Source organism: Microbacterium sp. CR_7, assembly GCF_041954755.1.
Taxonomy (GTDB): domain Bacteria; phylum Actinomycetota; class Actinomycetes; order Actinomycetales; family Microbacteriaceae; genus Microbacterium.
Genome location: NZ_JAVAYF010000004.1, coordinates 234,192 through 249,344, shown reverse-complemented (window position 1 = coordinate 249,344; position 15,153 = coordinate 234,192). Strand labels below are relative to the sequence as shown.

At 68.9% G+C, this 15,153-nt stretch carries 18 protein-coding genes and 1 tRNA gene; 4 read left to right on the top strand and 15 right to left on the bottom strand.

The features are described from left to right. Positions 1-32: 32 nt before the first annotated feature. From RAC81_RS10300 to sigK, 4 genes are all read right to left on the bottom strand, one after another. Positions 33-917, bottom strand: coding sequence for an aminodeoxychorismate lyase (locus RAC81_RS10300; RefSeq protein WP_375082259.1), 885 nt, complete (start codon positions 915-917; stop codon positions 33-35). 182 nt (positions 918-1,099) lie between these two features. Then, positions 1,100-1,729, bottom strand: coding sequence for a DNA-directed RNA polymerase subunit beta (locus tag RAC81_RS10295; RefSeq protein WP_375082258.1), 630 nt, complete (start codon positions 1,727-1,729; stop codon positions 1,100-1,102). 26 nt (positions 1,730-1,755) lie between these two features. Further along, positions 1,756-2,580, bottom strand: a complete 825-nt coding sequence (locus tag RAC81_RS10290; RefSeq protein ID WP_375082257.1) for an anti-sigma factor domain-containing protein — start codon at positions 2,578-2,580, stop codon at positions 1,756-1,758. Beyond that, positions 2,577-3,176 (bottom strand): ECF RNA polymerase sigma factor SigK, encoded by a 600-nt coding sequence (gene sigK, locus RAC81_RS10285; RefSeq protein ID WP_341933721.1) that lies wholly within the window; start codon positions 3,174-3,176, stop codon positions 2,577-2,579. Before sigK ends, RAC81_RS10290 begins: the two co-directional genes overlap by 4 nt. A gap of 209 nt (positions 3,177-3,385) precedes the next feature. Between sigK and RAC81_RS10280 the strand changes: the two genes are divergently transcribed. The 3 genes from RAC81_RS10280 (at position 3,386) to RAC81_RS10270 (ending at position 5,728) form a co-directional block, all read left to right on the top strand. Continuing rightward, positions 3,386-4,045 carry a fasciclin domain-containing protein gene (locus tag RAC81_RS10280; RefSeq protein WP_375082522.1) on the top strand — a complete coding sequence of 220 codons (660 nt, stop codon included), beginning with the start codon at positions 3,386-3,388 and terminating at the stop codon, positions 4,043-4,045. Positions 4,046-4,876: 831 nt separating this feature from the next. Next, on the top strand, positions 4,877-5,074 hold the full coding sequence (locus tag RAC81_RS10275; RefSeq protein ID WP_375082256.1) for a hypothetical protein: 198 nt from the start codon (positions 4,877-4,879) through the stop codon (positions 5,072-5,074). Between the two features lie 105 nt (positions 5,075-5,179). Next, positions 5,180-5,728 carry a type 1 glutamine amidotransferase domain-containing protein gene (locus tag RAC81_RS10270; protein WP_375082255.1) on the top strand — a complete coding sequence of 183 codons (549 nt, stop codon included), beginning with the start codon at positions 5,180-5,182 and terminating at the stop codon, positions 5,726-5,728. Positions 5,729-5,758: 30 nt separating this feature from the next. On the opposite strand, the gene RAC81_RS10265 is transcribed toward RAC81_RS10270, so the two are convergent. Continuing rightward, positions 5,759-6,280, bottom strand: a complete 522-nt coding sequence (locus RAC81_RS10265; protein ID WP_375082254.1) for a CGNR zinc finger domain-containing protein — start codon at positions 6,278-6,280, stop codon at positions 5,759-5,761. Between the two features lie 25 nt (positions 6,281-6,305). Here RAC81_RS10265 and RAC81_RS10260 point away from each other — a divergent pair, with 25 nt between their 5' ends. Continuing rightward, positions 6,306-6,509, top strand: coding sequence for a hypothetical protein (locus RAC81_RS10260; RefSeq protein ID WP_375082253.1), 204 nt, complete (start codon positions 6,306-6,308; stop codon positions 6,507-6,509). A gap of 13 nt (positions 6,510-6,522) precedes the next feature. Here RAC81_RS10260 and RAC81_RS10255 read toward each other — a convergent pair whose 3' ends face one another. From RAC81_RS10255 to RAC81_RS10210, 10 genes are all read right to left on the bottom strand, one after another. Then, positions 6,523-7,053: a DUF1697 domain-containing protein gene (locus tag RAC81_RS10255; protein ID WP_375082252.1), complete on the bottom strand. Its 531-nt coding sequence runs from the start codon at positions 7,051-7,053 to the stop codon at positions 6,523-6,525. Next, entirely contained in the window at positions 7,050-7,631 is a 582-nt protein-coding gene (locus RAC81_RS10250; protein ID WP_375082251.1) for an isochorismatase family protein, read from the bottom strand. Before RAC81_RS10250 ends, RAC81_RS10255 begins: the two co-directional genes overlap by 4 nt. Before the next feature lie 77 nt (positions 7,632-7,708). After that, positions 7,709-7,784, bottom strand: a tRNA-Thr gene (locus RAC81_RS10245). Positions 7,785-7,856: 72 nt separating this feature from the next. Then, positions 7,857-9,413: an alpha/beta hydrolase gene (locus RAC81_RS10240; RefSeq protein ID WP_375082250.1), complete on the bottom strand. Its 1,557-nt coding sequence runs from the start codon at positions 9,411-9,413 to the stop codon at positions 7,857-7,859. Beyond that, positions 9,410-10,567 carry a DNA polymerase III subunit delta' gene (locus tag RAC81_RS10235; protein WP_375082249.1) on the bottom strand — a complete coding sequence of 386 codons (1,158 nt, stop codon included), beginning with the start codon at positions 10,565-10,567 and terminating at the stop codon, positions 9,410-9,412. Before RAC81_RS10235 ends, RAC81_RS10240 begins: the two co-directional genes overlap by 4 nt. A 52-nt stretch (positions 10,568-10,619) precedes the next feature. Further along, a complete protein-coding gene (tmk, locus tag RAC81_RS10230) occupies positions 10,620-11,249 on the bottom strand; it encodes a dTMP kinase (protein ID WP_375082248.1) in 630 nt (209 codons plus the stop codon). 28 nt (positions 11,250-11,277) lie between these two features. After that, positions 11,278-14,133, bottom strand: coding sequence for a type I DNA topoisomerase (gene topA / locus RAC81_RS10225; protein ID WP_375082247.1), 2,856 nt, complete (start codon positions 14,131-14,133; stop codon positions 11,278-11,280). Positions 14,134-14,231: 98 nt separating this feature from the next. Then, on the bottom strand, positions 14,232-14,561 hold the full coding sequence (locus tag RAC81_RS10220; protein WP_375082246.1) for a helicase: 330 nt from the start codon (positions 14,559-14,561) through the stop codon (positions 14,232-14,234). Between the two features lie 34 nt (positions 14,562-14,595). Further along, positions 14,596-14,937, bottom strand: coding sequence for a TadE/TadG family type IV pilus assembly protein (locus tag RAC81_RS10215; RefSeq protein WP_375082245.1), 342 nt, complete (start codon positions 14,935-14,937; stop codon positions 14,596-14,598). Next, on the bottom strand, positions 14,934-15,131 hold the full coding sequence (locus RAC81_RS10210) for a DUF4244 domain-containing protein (protein WP_375082244.1): 198 nt from the start codon (positions 15,129-15,131) through the stop codon (positions 14,934-14,936). The genes RAC81_RS10215 and RAC81_RS10210 overlap by 4 nt, the downstream gene beginning before the upstream one ends. Positions 15,132-15,153 lie beyond the last annotated feature (22 nt).

Genomic DNA, 15,153 nt, shown 5'->3' with positions numbered 1-15,153 from the left:
GTGCCGAAGGAAGGAGCGAATGTTCCCGGGGGTCAGTCGCGGGGCGAGAGCAGGTACTCGTTCAGCTCGGCCGTGAGGGGGTGGTCGACCGGGATCTCGACGCCGTCGACGGCCGTGATCGGCGCGGCCAAGCGGACGCTCGACACGAGCCACGCGGCATCGACAGACGTGAGATCGGATGCCGGGACTCGGTCGTACTCGGCCGTGAAACCCCGTGCGGTCAAGTGCTCGTACACGCTCAGCTGCGTGGTGCCGTGCAGGATGCCGCCGTTCGGCGCCGGGGTGAGGAACCGGTCGCCGCTGCGCAGGATCAGCGACGCGGTCGGCGCCTCCAGCACGTAGCCGTCGCGCGAGAGGAAGATGGCGTCGTCGGCGCTGCGGCGGCGGGCCTCGCGCAGCGCCGCCATGTTCACGGCGTACGACAGCGTCTTGGCGCCGAGCAGCAGCCAGGGCGCTCGCTGCGCGACATCGAGGTCGTAGCCGCGGTCCAGCGTGACGACGCGCACACCGTTCCGGCGGACGCCGGAGAAATCGGATGCCGGGGCGACGGTCACCCAGGCGGTGGGCGTCGGCCCGTGCTCGACCCCGCGACTGAGGATGAGCTTGATGACGTACTCGCCCTCCCCGCAGCCGGCAGCGGCCACCTCGATGGCCTGGCGCCACTGCGCCTGGTTGGGCACCGGCAGGTCGCACAGGCGAGCCGAGTGAGCCAGGCGCTCGAGGTGCGGGACCACCTCCTGCGCATGCCGATCGACGACCCCGATCGACTCGAACACCCCGTCGCCGCGCTGAGTGCTGAGCTCCCCCACGCTCAGCGCGGGAGCGGCGGCGTCGACCTTCGTGAAGGTGTCTGCGAAATCGGCGCGGTCGGCGTCGAACTCTGCCGGGTCGATCATGAGAGCGAATCGCTGAGCCATGATGAGAGCCTACGACCCTGGGAATACCCGCCGCCGCATCGCGTTACACTGGTACAGGCCGGGCCGCATAACCCCGGGCTCCAATTTTCGCCGCTGCGAGCGGCCTTCCGCCGAGAGGCGTTCTTGCGGCCCGGTCTTCTCATGTCCGGGCTCGGACGCGACGCCCACGCCGAGTCCGGCTGTCAGGCCAGCGCCCCCTGGCGCCACAGCACGGCAGATGCGGACAGATCCTGCGCATAGCTGCTGAGGCGGAGCGCCCGCGTGGTCAGCTCGCTCGCCCTCGCCGGTTCGGTCACCTCGTAGTCGTCGGCGGTGTGCGTCGCACCAGACGCCTGCACGCGGCAGAAGGCGGCGGCGCGGTCGAGCGCCACCGCGAAGTCGCCGCGGAACGCTCCCCGCAGGATCGTGTCGATCAGCACGACGAGCTCGTCGGGGTCGGCCGGCACCGGAGCGCCGGCGATGACGGCATCCGCCGACGGCAGCTCGACCCTCCCCCGCTCGTAGAGCAGCGCGGCGGTCTGCGGATCGGAGTGGATCGCGAGCTGCAGCAGATACAGGCGCCATAGGGCTCCGGGCAGCGTGCGAGACGGCGCCTTCGACCACAGCTCGGCGATCTCGTCGATGCCGTGCTCGTCGGTGAACGCCACTAGGCGGTCCGCACTGACCCCGCTCTCGTCGGCGCGCACCCGGGTCAGGAGAGCGGATGCCGTGGCGTGCGCGACCCGCGTCTCCTCTGCGGGATCATGACGACCGACGATGTTGTCGAAGGCGCTGCTCGGACGACGGACGGGGCGGGAGTGCTGCTCGGGCATCACTCCAGGGTACGCGCGACTCGGCGTCAAGCGGTGGGGATCGCGATGACCGGGTCGGTCGTCGGGGATCCGTCCGGCGAGCCGCCCGCCTGTTCGATCGTGACCGCGATCACATCGCCTTCGTGCATGTCGCCGGACAGCAGGGCGGTGGCCTCGCCGTCCTCGGCCTCGAAGACGCCCGCCGAGATCGGCTGGTCTCCGCGAACGAACCACAGCTCGTAGTCCTGGTCGTCGGGCAGCGTGGCGATCCCGTCCGCCACGAGCACGGCCTCGCCGACCGACGCCGACCAGTGGGCCGTGGCCGTTCCGCCGTCGGCCAGCTCCACGCTGGCCTGCTGGGCGTCGTCGGCGGACTGGATCTCCTGCAGCGCCACGACGCTCGCCGGGCGGTTCAGGTAGTCGTTGAGCGCGACCGTGCCGACACCGACTCCCACGAGCAGCGCCAGGCAGGCAGCGAGCGCGAAGAGCACGCGCAGACGTCGAGCCGGCGCCTTGGCTCCGGTCTCCCCTCCGACGGCGGGACGGTGGCTCGATTCGGTGGACGCCTGATCATCGCCCTCCTCGGAGTCCGGTTCCCGGGCGGAGCCGGCAGCGGCCGCCGGTTCGACGAACACCTCGCCGTTCTGGGGCGTCGTCGCGATCCGGGCGAGCAGCGACGAGCGGAGATCGGCCGGCGGCGCGACCGGGGCGACACCCTCGGCCAGCATCGCCGCGACCGCGGCATCCGCGTCGGCGATCCTCTGCCACTCCGGGTTCGCGACGAGAGCAGCGTGGTAGCGCTGCTGGTCGTCGGGCGACAGCGCGCCGAGCGCGGCTCCTGCCGCGAGCTCTGCGAATTCGTTCTCGTTCATGCTGTCACCCCCAGTGCTGTGCGCAGACGGCTCAACCCGTCTCGCATCCGTGTCTTGATGGTCCCCAGCGGGGCTCCGAGGAGCACCGCGACTTCGTTCTGACTGTATCCGCCGAAATAGGCGAGGACGAGCGCTTCGCGCTGCGCCTCGGGAAGACCTGCGAGGGCGTTCCTGACCTTCTCGCCCTCGATGCCCAGTTCGACCCGTTCCGCGACACTGTCGTGCGCGACCCCGATATCCCTGTACCCGGCCTTCACATCCCGGTCCGCGCTGGACTGGGATGCTCTGACCCGGTCGACCGCACGGCGGTGCGCGATCGTCATGACCCAGGTTCTTCCCTGCCCCTTGTTCGGAGCGAACCGTGTAGCGGATTGCCAGATCTCGAGAAAGACCTCCTGCAGGACCTCCTCGCTCTGCGAGCGGTTCACCAGTACGCGCAGGATGAGGCCGAACACGCGGGAGGAGAGCGAGTCGTAGAGCTCCGCGAGCGCGCGCTCGTCGCCCTCGCCTATGCGTATGAGAAGGTCGGCGACAGCATCCCTCGCCGTACCGTCCTCGGGTACGTCCATCCCGTCGATGACCATCTCTACAAGCATGCCGCATCCTCCTGCCTTTCCCGCGCATCCGTCACCGGAACGTGAGGGAAAAGAACTGCTCGTGATGTGTTCGTGACCCGGACCGGAAACGGATTGGAATCGGGGCTCCCGAAATCCGTCCGAACTTTTTCCCATCCGATCTCGAAGGGGTTCCGAACAGCTGTCAACGCCACGGAGAGGCCGTGGCACAGTTTCTGAAGGAGCACGAGATGTTCAGCACCAAGAAGAAGGTCACCGCAGCGATCACCCTGGGTCTGGCAAGCGCGTTCATCCTTGCCGGATGTTCCATGGGCGGCGGTTCGACCGACGAGCCCGCCGAGTCGTCCGCACCCGAGACGTCGGAGTCGACGGCTCCCGAGACGATGGACCCGGCTGGCGACCTCGTCGGCCCCGGTTGCGCCGCATACGCCGAGCAGGTTCCGGACGGCGCCGGCTCCGTCGAGGGCATGTCGAAGGACCCGGTCGCAGTCGCCGCGTCGAACAACCCGCTCCTCACCACGCTCGTCGCAGCGGTGAGCGGTCAGCTCAACCCCGACGTGAACCTCGTCGACACCCTGAACGGTGACGAGTTCACCGTCTTCGCTCCGGTCGACGACGCCTTCGCCAAGATCGACCCGGCGACCATCGAGTCGCTCAAGACCGACAGCGCGACCCTGAGCTCGATCCTCACGTACCACGTGGTCCCCGGTCAGATCGCCCCGTCCGACATCGACGGCACGCACACCACCGTGCAGGGCGCTGACCTGACCGTCACCGGCAGCGGCGACGACATCATGGTCAACGACTCCGCCGCGGTCATCTGCGGTGGCGTTCAGACCGCCAACGCCACGGTGTACCTCATCGACTCGGTGCTGATGCCCCCGATGTGATCCCGTCATACCGAGGAGCACTCTCGGTGACCGTCTCGCCACCAGGGGGAGGGCGGTGAGATGATCCAGGGGCCGTCGACGATGCGAATCGTCGGCGGCCCCTTCTTCGCGCCTCCCACGCTTCGGGGCGAGCCGGCGATGCAAGCTAGGATGAGGAGGTCGGCCTCGCGGTCGATGCACGGGCCTTTAGCTCAATTGGCAGAGCAGCGGACTTCAACGAAATAGGAGCGCCTCGGGGGAAACCCCGGGGATGACACCACTCAAAGTCGGGGAACCCTTCCTGGAGACAGATGGCGATCCCGAGCCAAGCCGGACCTCGTCCGGAAGGTGTAGAGACTGGACGGGTGGCACCTACAGCGCAAGCCACGGTGAAGGGACAGTCCAGACCACGAACATCCGAGAGGATGGCGGCGAAAGCCGAAGTGGCAGGTTAATCCGCGGGTTGTGGGTTCGATCCCCACAGGGCCCACCACTGCACCGACCCGGGTGTCGGTCCCCTTCGCTACGGTCGTCTCGGAAGCGAGGACGAGATGACCGACCGACGAATCGCAGCTCCGACGGGAGTCGCTGCGCCGTTGCGCCGCTGTAGCAGCTGTGGCGCACAAGCCTCCCTCGGAGTTCAATCGCAAGTCCTCCCGCGCAGACGGGCTCCAAGAGGTCTGCCGTGAGTGCAATCGAGCGTCTTCGCGCCGCTACTACCGACGAAATCGCGAACACCATCTCCGCATCATCAGCGCACGCACCCAGGCTCAGCGTGCGGCCTCGCTCGACGTCGTCGCAGCGCATCTGCTCTCGCACCCGTGCGTGGACTGCGGAGTCTCGGACGTACGGGTGCTCGACTTCGACCACCGGCCGGGGACCGCGAAGAAGGATGCCGTGATGGCGATGGTTCCGAACGGCTTCGGGCTGAAGGCGCTCACCGACGAGATCGCCAAGTGCGACGTGAGGTGCCGCAACTGCCACGCAGTGGTGACCTACGAGCGGATGGGGACGAACTGGCGCTCGCGCATCATGAGCGAGCGCTCGTAGCATCCACCTCGCGATCCGGCCACCCCCTTCCTCGTGTCGCCCCCTTCGCGAGAGGCTCGAAGAGTTCCCGACCCGGGAACCCAGACCTCCACGAAAGGACGCATCATGGCGACTCTGACCGACAGCCGCGTGGCATTCCTCGCGACCGATGGATTCGAGGACAGCGAGCTGACCAGCCCGTGGGAGGCCGTGCAGGCCGAAGGTGCGAGCGCGACCCTCATCGCTCCCGAGGGCCAGCAGATCACCGGCAAGAACGGGCACGTGCAGCACGTGGACCTGACGTCCGACGGGGCGAAGGCCGACGAGTTCGACGCACTGGTCCTGCCGGGCGGCGTCGTGAATGCCGACCACCTCCGTCTCGACAAGCCGTCGATCGCCCTTGCACGATCGTTCTTCGAGCAGCACAAGCCCGTCGCCGTCATCTGCCACGGCGCCTGGATCCTCATCGAGGCGGGTGTCGTCGACGGCCGCACGCTCACGAGCTACCCGAGTCTGGCCACCGACCTCCGCAACGCCGGCGCCACCTGGGTCGACGAGGAGGTCGTGGTCGACAGCGGCCTCGTCTCCAGTCGCACCCCCGACGACCTGCCCGCGTTCAACGCGAAGCTCGTCGAAGAGGTGGCGGAGGGCAAGCACGCCGGCCAGACGGCCTGATCTCCCCTCTTACGAACCGGCGGTCCGGGGTCACGCGCTCGATCGAGCGCGATGGCGCCGGACCGCCGCTCTGTTCGCGCACCGCACCGAGCAGAAACGCTGCCGACCGTTGCGGGTGATGTCGACGACCACATTGGTGCACGGCGACGCTTCGCACCGGCCGAGGCGGTTCATGCCCCGGGTCACCAGATGCAGAGACGTGCCGACGGTGATGATGCCTCGCAGGACGAAAGGCAGCGAGGGTACGTCGTCCCGGTAGTGCAGGTGCCAGCCCTCGCCGCTGTGATTCGTGAGGCGAGGGTAGGCGGCGGCTTCGGCCATCTGGTCGTTCAGGAGTCGGGCCCGCTCCCCCGGATCGGACTGGTCGACGACCTCCAGCCAGTCGTCGATCACGTCGCGCACACGCTCGTGGTCGTCGGGCGCCGGTGGGAAGACCATGGTCATCCCCATCGACAGCGTTCGCTCCTCGATGGCTGCGCGATCGGCCGGCCAGTCGTTCGCGAGGGAGGCCGCCAGCAGCACCGCGTATTCGCCGTAAGGGTTGAGGTGCATAAGGCCATTACATCACGCTGGAAGCATGACCTCGCTGCACACCCTCCCGGTACCCCATCCCACTTCGACGGCACACGAGCACGCATGGCTGATCGAGTCGCGCCACACGACCAGCGAAGGCGTCTTGCTCTACGTCCGATGCGGCGACTGCGGAACCCGCCGCGTCGACCTGCAGACGTTCTCCGCCATGCCTCCTGCGCCCCTGAGCGTCGAACTCCACGCGCGCTGAGGCAGCGCGGAGATCAGGCGGTCAGCTCCACGAGCGTGCGGATCGTCCGCAGGTTGCGGGCCGTGCCCGCTACGCCCAGCGCCCTGTCGAGCACGGCCTTCGTGAGGCGCGTGTTCTGCACGCCGCCCTCTCCGTAGTCCACCCACAGTTCGCGCCCCACGAGCGCGATGCGCTCCCCCGGCACGAGCCGCTCCGTCAACGCCGCCACGGCCCCGTCGTGCGCGTCGCCCTCGAGGAACATCGCGTGCAGCATCTTCTCCGCCGCGTCAGGGAACGGGTGCTCCGCCAGGGCCGCGGCCAGCTCGGCGTGGGAGCGGTGGATGACGGGGGTGTCGACGTCGAACTGCTCGGCGATGAGCGCGCGGACGCGGCCGCAGGCGGCATCCGGGTCCGACGGGCTCTCGCAGATGACGTTGCCGCTCGCGATGTACGTCGAGACGTCATCGCCCAGTTCGGGCGCCAGCACCTCGCGCAGTCGCGCCATCGGCACCTTTGACCGACCGCCGACGTTCACGGCCCGCAGCAGCAGGACGCTGCGGGTCATACGTCGCGGCTTTCAGCGAGCACGGCGCCAGCATGCGCCAGCTCGGCCAGCGCCGACCGGCTCGGCTCCGGGGCGACACCGGCGATGAGGTCCGTGAGGATCCGCACCTGCACGCCATGAGCGATCGCATCGAGCGCCGATGCCCGGACACAGTGATCGGTGGCGATCCCGACGACGTCGGCCTGGAGCACGCCCGCCCCCGTGAGGATGTCGCCCACCGTCTCGCCGCTCTCGGTGCGGCCCTCGAACATCGAGTACGCCGGGATGCCCTGCCCCTTGTGCACGTGGTGGGTCACGGCATCGGTGTCGAGGAGCGGGTCGTACGCGGCTCCCTCCGTGCCGGCGACGCAGTGCACGGGCCAGGAGTCGATGAAATCCGGCTCGGGGTGGAAGTGCCCGCCGTTGTCCCCCTCGGCGTCATGCCAGTCGCGCGACGCCACGATCACCTCGTAGTCGCCGGCATGCTCGACGAGGTACGCGGAGACGGCGGATGCCACGGCATCCCCACCCGCGACGGCCAGCGCACCGCCCTCGGTGAAATCGTTCTGCACGTCGACGATGAGGAGCGCTCTACTCATGTTCCGAGCGTACGCCGGAGCGAGTCGGTGCGGGGAACCAGAAGGCCCCGTGATGTTCTTCGCATCACGGGGCCTGGTGGAGCCGCTTGTCAGAATCGAACTGACGACCTTTTCATTACGAGTGAAATGCTCTGCCGACTGAGCTAAAGCGGCGCGATCATCGATATTACCCGTTCCGGACGCGCACCGCGAATCGAGCCCCGATCCGCGCGCGCGTGATCGAGATCACTCGCAGCGCAGACCGTCTTCGGGCACGGTGTCGTCGAGCAGGAAGGCCTCGACGGCGCCGTCGACGCACGCATTGCCCTTGTTGTATCCGGTGTGCCCCTCGCCCACTCGAGTGACCAGAACACCCTCGGACAGCTGGTCGGCGAGCGACTCCGACCACTCGTACGGCGTGGCGGGGTCATTGGTGGTGCCGATCACGACGATCGGCCCGGCACCCTCCGCGGCGATCTCCCCGCGAGTGCCCGTGGGCGGGTACGGCCACACCTCGCACGAGTCGGGTCCGTCCCAGTACGGCGCGATGGTCGGGGCGCCCTCGGCGATCTTGGCGGACGTCGCCGCCTCCGCGGCCGGGTCGTCCTCGACGGGGTAGTCCATGCAGTTGTACGCGCGGAACGCCTCCGAGGAGTTGTCGATGTAGCTGCCGTTCTCCCGCCCGTTGTAGAAGTCCGCGAGCAGGAAGGCCGTCGACGGATCGCCCTGCAGCGCCTCGTCGAACGCCTGCGTGAGATACGTCCAGCTGTCCTGCGAGTACAGGGCGGCGATGATCGCGGTCATGAGGGCGTCGGCTCCCAGCATCCGCCCGTCGCCGTTCTTGAGCGGCACCGCGTCGACACTCGCGAGAAGCGCGCCGAGGTCGGCCATCGCCTCGTCGACCGAGCCGTTGAAGGGGCACTCGCCCGATTCGAGGCAGTCCTGCATGTACGCGCGCAGCGCGGATTCGAAGCCGAGAGCCTGCGTCGCACCGACGTCGAGTCCGGACACCGAGGGATCGATCGCGCCGTCGAGCACAAGCCGACCGGCCTTCTCGGGGTAGAGGTTCGCATACGTCGCGCCGAGGAACGTCCCGTACGAGAACCCGAGGTAGTTCAGCTGCTTGTCGCCCAGAACCGCGCGGATCAGATCCATGTCGCGCGCGGCGTTGATCGTCGTGATGAACGGGAGGATGCCGCCGCTGTTCGCCTCGCACGCGTCGGCGAACTCTTTGTGCGCCGCCAGCAGCTCGGCTTCCCACTCGGCGCTTCCGCGCGGAGCGGAGGGGATCGAGTACAGGTACTCGTCCATGCCCGCGGCATCGAAGCAGGTCACGGCCGTCGACTGCCCGACGCCTCGCGGGTCGAAGCCGATCACGTCGAAGTTCTCGATGAGATCGGCGCCGACCGCGAAATCGAGACTGTCGCGGATGAGGTCGACGCCACTCGCGCCCGGACCGCCGGGGTTGGTCAGCAGCGAGCCCTTCGCGGTTCCGGTCGCCTGGTGCCGGACGACCGAGAGCGTGATCTCGCCCTCGGTCGGATTCTCCCAGTCGAGCGGCGCGGTGACGTCGGTGCAGTCGAAGCCCGTGCCGCACTCGGTCCACCTGAGGGTCTGTCCGTAGAAGGGCAGGAGGTCCTCGCTGACGCCCTCGGTGTCGGGTTCGTTGGTCACGGAAGGCTTGGGCTCCGCCCCCTCGGGGATCATGGCGTAGAGACAGCCGGATAGCGCGACGGATGCCACGGCGAGGCCGGCGACTGTCGCGAGGACGCGGCGGAGGCGGGAAGTCTGTCGGTCGGTCACGGTGTCCTCCCGCTCGTGACGGTCACGAGCAAGCTCTCCAGGGCGAGCAGCGGTGCGACATTGCGCTCCAGCGACTGGCGGGTCTCGGCAAGGTGGTCAAGTACGACAAGGGTACGTGTCTCGGGCCACGCGGACGCGAGCGCGGCGAGTTCGTCGTGGAGCTCGCTGTTGATCAGCTCGTCGTTTCGCCCGAACTGCAGCATGACGACGTCACGGAACAGCGACTGCAGGTCGGTGAGCACGCGGTCGATCCCGTCGCGCAGGCTGCGGGTCGCGCGCTTCTTCTGCTCGTCTTCGAGCGCCGAGATCTGCGACCGCAGGGCCGGCGGCACGGCCTGCCCTTCGGCGATGCCGACGGTGCGCAGGAGGGTGGCCCTCTCGGCGGCGTCTCGCTCGGCCGTCAGCGCCTTCGCGTCGTCGGTCGCAGCCTGGATGATGCGCCCGGCCACCTCGACCGCGTCGTTGACGCCGCGGACGCCGATCACCGAGCGCAGCGTCTCGTCGCGGCGACGCCGCGCCGCGTCGTCGGTGGCGAGTCGCTGGGCCATGCCGATGTGCCGCTGCGCATGGCGCGCGGCCTGCTCGGCGACGGCTGCGTCGACGCCGGTGCGGAGGGTGATCAGGCGCGCCACGTCGGCGACGTCGGGCTCGCGGAGGCGGAGCGACCGCACGCGCGACCGGATGGTCGGCAGCAGGTCGGCCTCGCTCGGCGCGCAGAGCACCCAGACCGTCTGCTCCGGAGGTTCTTCCAGCGCCTTGAGCAGCACGTTGGAGGTGCGCTCGACCATGCGATCGGCATCCTCGACGACGATCACCCTGTAGCGGCCGGCGGAGGGCGCGAAGTACGAGCGCTCGACGAGCGACCTCGCCTCCGCGATCGTGATGATCACCTTGTCGGTGCGCAGTGCGGTGACGTCGGGGTGGGTGCCTGCGAGCACCTGCCGCATCGTGGCCTCGTCGTCCGGGCGATCGGCGATCAGCGCAGCCGCGAACGCGTAAGCGAGCGTGGAGCGGCCGGAACCGGGCGGACCCGTGATCAGCCAGGCGTGCGAGAGCGCCGCAGGATCTGAGGCCGCAGCACGGAGTGTCTCGACCGCCGCGTCCTGCCCCCAGACGTCGGCCCAGGGAAAGGGCGGTGACACGGTCTGAGGCATGCACTCAGCCTAATCGGCGGCACCGACGTCCGAGTGCGTCGGATCCCGGTCGTCAGCCCAGCAGTCCCTGCACCCTGGCACGGATGCGGGCGGCGATCCGTTCCGGGGCCTCGGCGGCGTCGAGCACGAGGAATCTCTCGGGTTCCTCGGCCGCGAGCGCGAGGAACGCCTCGCGGACCCGGCGGTGGAACTCGCCCTTCTCGGCTTCGAGGCGGTCGAACGGCTTGTCGGCGGAGTCGAGCCTCTTCCGGGCCGCGTCGGGATCGAGGTCGAGCAGGATCGTCAGGTCGGGGAGCGCATCCTCCGCCGCCCACAGCGAGAGGTCTCTGATCTGGGTGGCGTCGAGCACACGGCCCGCGCCCTGGTAGGCGACCGACGAGTCGAGATAGCGATCCTGGAGCACGATCTCGCCGCGCGCCAACGCAGGGCGGACGACCGTCGACACATGATGCGCGCGATCGGCGGCATAGAGGAGCGCCTCGGCGCGCGGAGCGATGTCTCCGCGGTGATGCAGCACGATGTCGCGGATGAGCTGACCGACCTCCGAGCCTCCCGGTTCGCGGGTGCGGACGACCGCGCGACCCTTTCCGGTCAGCCACTCCGCGAGCAGGTTCGTCTGCGTGGTCTTGCCGGAGCCGTCCCCGCCCTCGAGCGTGATCCAGACTCCGCGCTCCGGCGTCACGAACCGCCCCTCACGTCGACGGGTCGGCTCACTCGGAACGCTTCTTCGCGGCGTTCGCCGCACGGGTCGCCGCGGCCTTCTTGGCCGCCGCCGAGCGAGCGGCTGCCTTCTCGGCATCCGTCTGCGGCTTCTTGGCCGCGGGCTTCTTCGCTGCAGGCTTCTTGGCGGGCGCCTTCTTCGCCGCCGGGGCCTTCTTCGCTGCGGCACCGCGTGCGCCGCGCTTCGGGGCCGGGCCCTTGGCTCGCTTGTCGGCGAGCATCTGCACCGCGATCTCGAACGTGATGTCCTCGGGCTTCTGCCCGCGCGGGATGGTGACGTTCGTCTCGCCGTCGGTGACGTAGGCGCCGAACCGGCCGTCGCGGATGCGGATCGGCTTGCCGCTCACGGGATCGGCCTCGAACTCCGCCAGGGCGCTCGACGCCCGGCGCGCTCCGGCGCCGTACTTGGGCTGCTTGTAGATCTCGAGTGCCTGTTCGAGCGTGACGTCGAAGATCTGCGATTCGCTCTCGAGCGACCGCGAGTCGGTGCCCTTCTTCAGGTACGGACCGTAGCGACCGTTCTGCGCGGTGATCTCATCGCCGGATTCCGGGTCGGTGCCGACCACACGCGGCAGGCTCAGCAGCTGCAGCGCCGTGTCGAGGTCGATCGTGTCGACGGACATCGAACGGAAGAGCGAGCCGGTGCGCGGCTTGGGCGCGGCGTCCTTCTTCGCTCCGCGCTTGGGTTTCGGCTTCTCGACGACCTCGCCGGTGGACTCGTCGACATCGGCGTCGTCGGACACCGGGTCGTTCTCCTGCACGTACGGTCCGAAGCGGCCGTCCTTGACGACGATCACCTTGCCGTTCTCGGGGTTCACGCCCAGCACGCGGTCGCCCGCGACGGGTGCGTCGATGAGCTCCTGAGCCTTCTCTGCCGTGAGCTCGTCGGGGGCGAGGTCTTCGGGGACATTGACGATGCGCGGCTTCTCATCGGGCGCGGCGGGGTCGACCACTTCGAGATAGGGACCGTACTTGCCGAACCGGAGCGTGGCCGTGTCGGTTATGCGCGTCGAATTGAGCGCGCGGGCGTCGATCTCGCCGAGGTTGTCGACGACCTGACGCAAGCCGACCTGCTGGTCGGAGCCGTAGTAGAAGGAGCGCAGCCACTCGACGCGCTTCTGCTCGCCACGTGCGATCGCATCGAGGTCGTCTTCCAGGGCTGCCGTGAAGTCGTAGTCGATGAGGTCGGCGAAGTGCTCTTCGAGCAGGCGCACGACGCTGAACGCGAGCCAGGTCGGCACGAGCGCCTGGCCGCGCTTCGTGGCGTAGCCGCGGTCGATCACGGTGCCGATGATGCTCGCGAACGTCGAGGGGCGACCGATGCCGTGCTCCTCGAGCGCCTTCACGAGCGACGCCTCGGTGTAGCGCGGCTTCGGCGTCGTGCGATGCCCTTTGGCCTCGGCATCCGACATCCGCAGCTCGTCGCCGACCGCGACGACGGGTAGCGACTGCTCGTCGGACGTGTCCTGCGAGTTCCGCTTCTCGTCGCGTCCTTCTTCGTATGCCTCGAGGAAGCCCTTGAAGGTGTAGACGGTGCCCGATGCCGTGAATTCGATGCTCTGCGCGTCGACGCCCGACGCCGACGTGTCGACAACGATCGTGACGGTCGTGGTCTCGTACTTGGCGTCCGCCATCTGGCTCGCGACCGTGCGCTTCCAGATGAGGTCGTAGAGGCGGAACTCCTCGCGGTCGAGCTCCGACGACACCGACGAGGGCGTGCGGAAGGTCTCGCCGGAGGGGCGGATGGCCTCGTGAGCCTCCTGGGCGTTCTTGCTCTTCGACTTGTAGACGCGCGGCTTGAGGGGCACGGCGCTGTCGCCGTAGAGCGCGACCGCCTGGCTCCGCGCCGCCTGCACCGCCTGGGTGCTCAGCGCCGTGGAGTCGGTGCGCATATAGGTGATGTAGCCCTTCTCGTAGAGACGCTGGGCGACGCTCATCGCCTGCTTCGCGCTCATCGAGAGCTTGCGCCCCGCCTCCTGCTGCATCGTGGAGGTGGTGAACGGCGCGTAGGGGCTGCGCGTACCCGGCTTCGCCTCGACCTTGGAGACGGTGCCCACGCCGGCGGCGTCGACCGCGAGCGCGAGGGCTGCCGCCTTCTTCTCGTCGAGGACCACGACGGCCTTCTTGAGCTTTCCGGCGTCGTCGAAGTCGGTGCCGCGGGCGAGCTGACCGCCGTCGACGCGGACGAGCCGCACCCGGAACCCCGATGTCGACGACGCGAGCGCCTCGACGTCCCAGTAGTCGGCGGAGACGAAGGCCATGCGCTCGCGTTCGCGCTCGACGATCATGCGGGTCGCGGCGGACTGCACGCGTCCGGCGGACAGCCCGGTCTTGACCTTGTACCAGAGGACCGGGGAGACGTCCCACCCGTACAGGCGGTCGAGGATCCGGCGCGTCTCCTGAGCATCGACGAGGTCGGTGTCGAGTTCGCGGGTGTTGCCGACGGCGGCCTGGATCGCGTCCTTGGTGATCTCGTGGAACACCATGCGCTTGACCGGGACCTTCGGCTTGAGGGTCTCGAGCAGGTGCCACGCGATGGCCTCGCCCTCGCGGTCCTCATCAGTGGCGAGCAGGAGCTCGTCGGCGGTCTTCAGCGCGCGCTTGAGCTCGGCGACGGTCTTGGTCTTACGGTCGGAGACGACATAGTACGGATCGAAGTCGTTGTCGACGTCGATCGAGTACTTCCCGTACGCCTGCTTGTCGGCGGCGGGGATGTCCTTCTTGTCGGCGAGGTCGCGGATGTGACCGACCGAGCTGAGCACCTCGTAGCCGTCACCGAGGTACCCCTGAATAGACCTCATCTTCGTCGGGGACTCGACGATGACCAGCTTCTTGCCTTGAGCCAAGGGTGCATCCTTTCTCCGAAGCACACCATACACACCGCCGTGATGGGTTCGTCACAGCGGCGACCTGCGTTCTCGCGGGACCGCGCTTCGCGCCGACCTCATCTCTCCTCGGGTGGCCCGGCACGGGCGCGGGAGACGGCGGCGAGTCCAGCGTACGCCGCCTGGACCTGCACGGTCGCCACGAGACCGACCAGCGCACAGCTCGTCACGCGAGCACGGGATGCCAGCGCGACGCGCGCGGCGACAGCGCAGGGATCTTCCGCTGCGACCACGGCCCCACTCGCGGCATCCGCTGCGGCGAGCGCCGCGGCATCCGCGGCCCCCGCGACGCGCTGCGCGGTGACCGCGGCACCTCCGACGGCGGCCAGTCCGAAGGAGAGGGTCGCCGTGACCGCCAGCAGTCCGGCCCCCAGGGCTGCGCCCGCCATCACCGTTTCCCGCAGAGAGCAACACGCGCGTCCATCACAGACCCCCGGTCAGGGCGCAGCTCGACGCGCGGAGAGGAAGGCGGACCGCCGCGATCGCGACCTCGCTCTGCGCGGTGACGCAGACGATATCGCCGGCGATGCGACTCGCCATGCCTGCGCCCGGGACGGCCCTCGCCACCGCCACCGCCGCCGCTCCCGCGTCCTCACCCCGCCCGAGCAGTCGGGCAGCGTCGGCCGTCGCGTCCTGCAGTGCGACCTGCCGTGACGCTGCGCCGAGAGCGCCGGCACCCAGCAGGAGGGCCAGCAGTACGGCCGGCAGCGCCAGCGCGAGTTCCGCGGCGACCGACCCGCGATCGCCGCCCGCTCGACGCATCATGAGACGCTGAGTGCGCGGCGCACGATATCGGTGAGGATGCCTCGCACCTCACCCGAGCGCAGGATGACGACGAGCAAGCCGGCGAAGGCGACCGCCGCCATAGTGGTGATGGCGTACTCGGCTGTCGCGGCTCCGCTCTCGTCTCCGAAGAGCGATGCCGCGCGACGGCGGGTCAGTGTGGGGATCGTGGTCATGGTGTCTCTCTTTCTCTGGGTG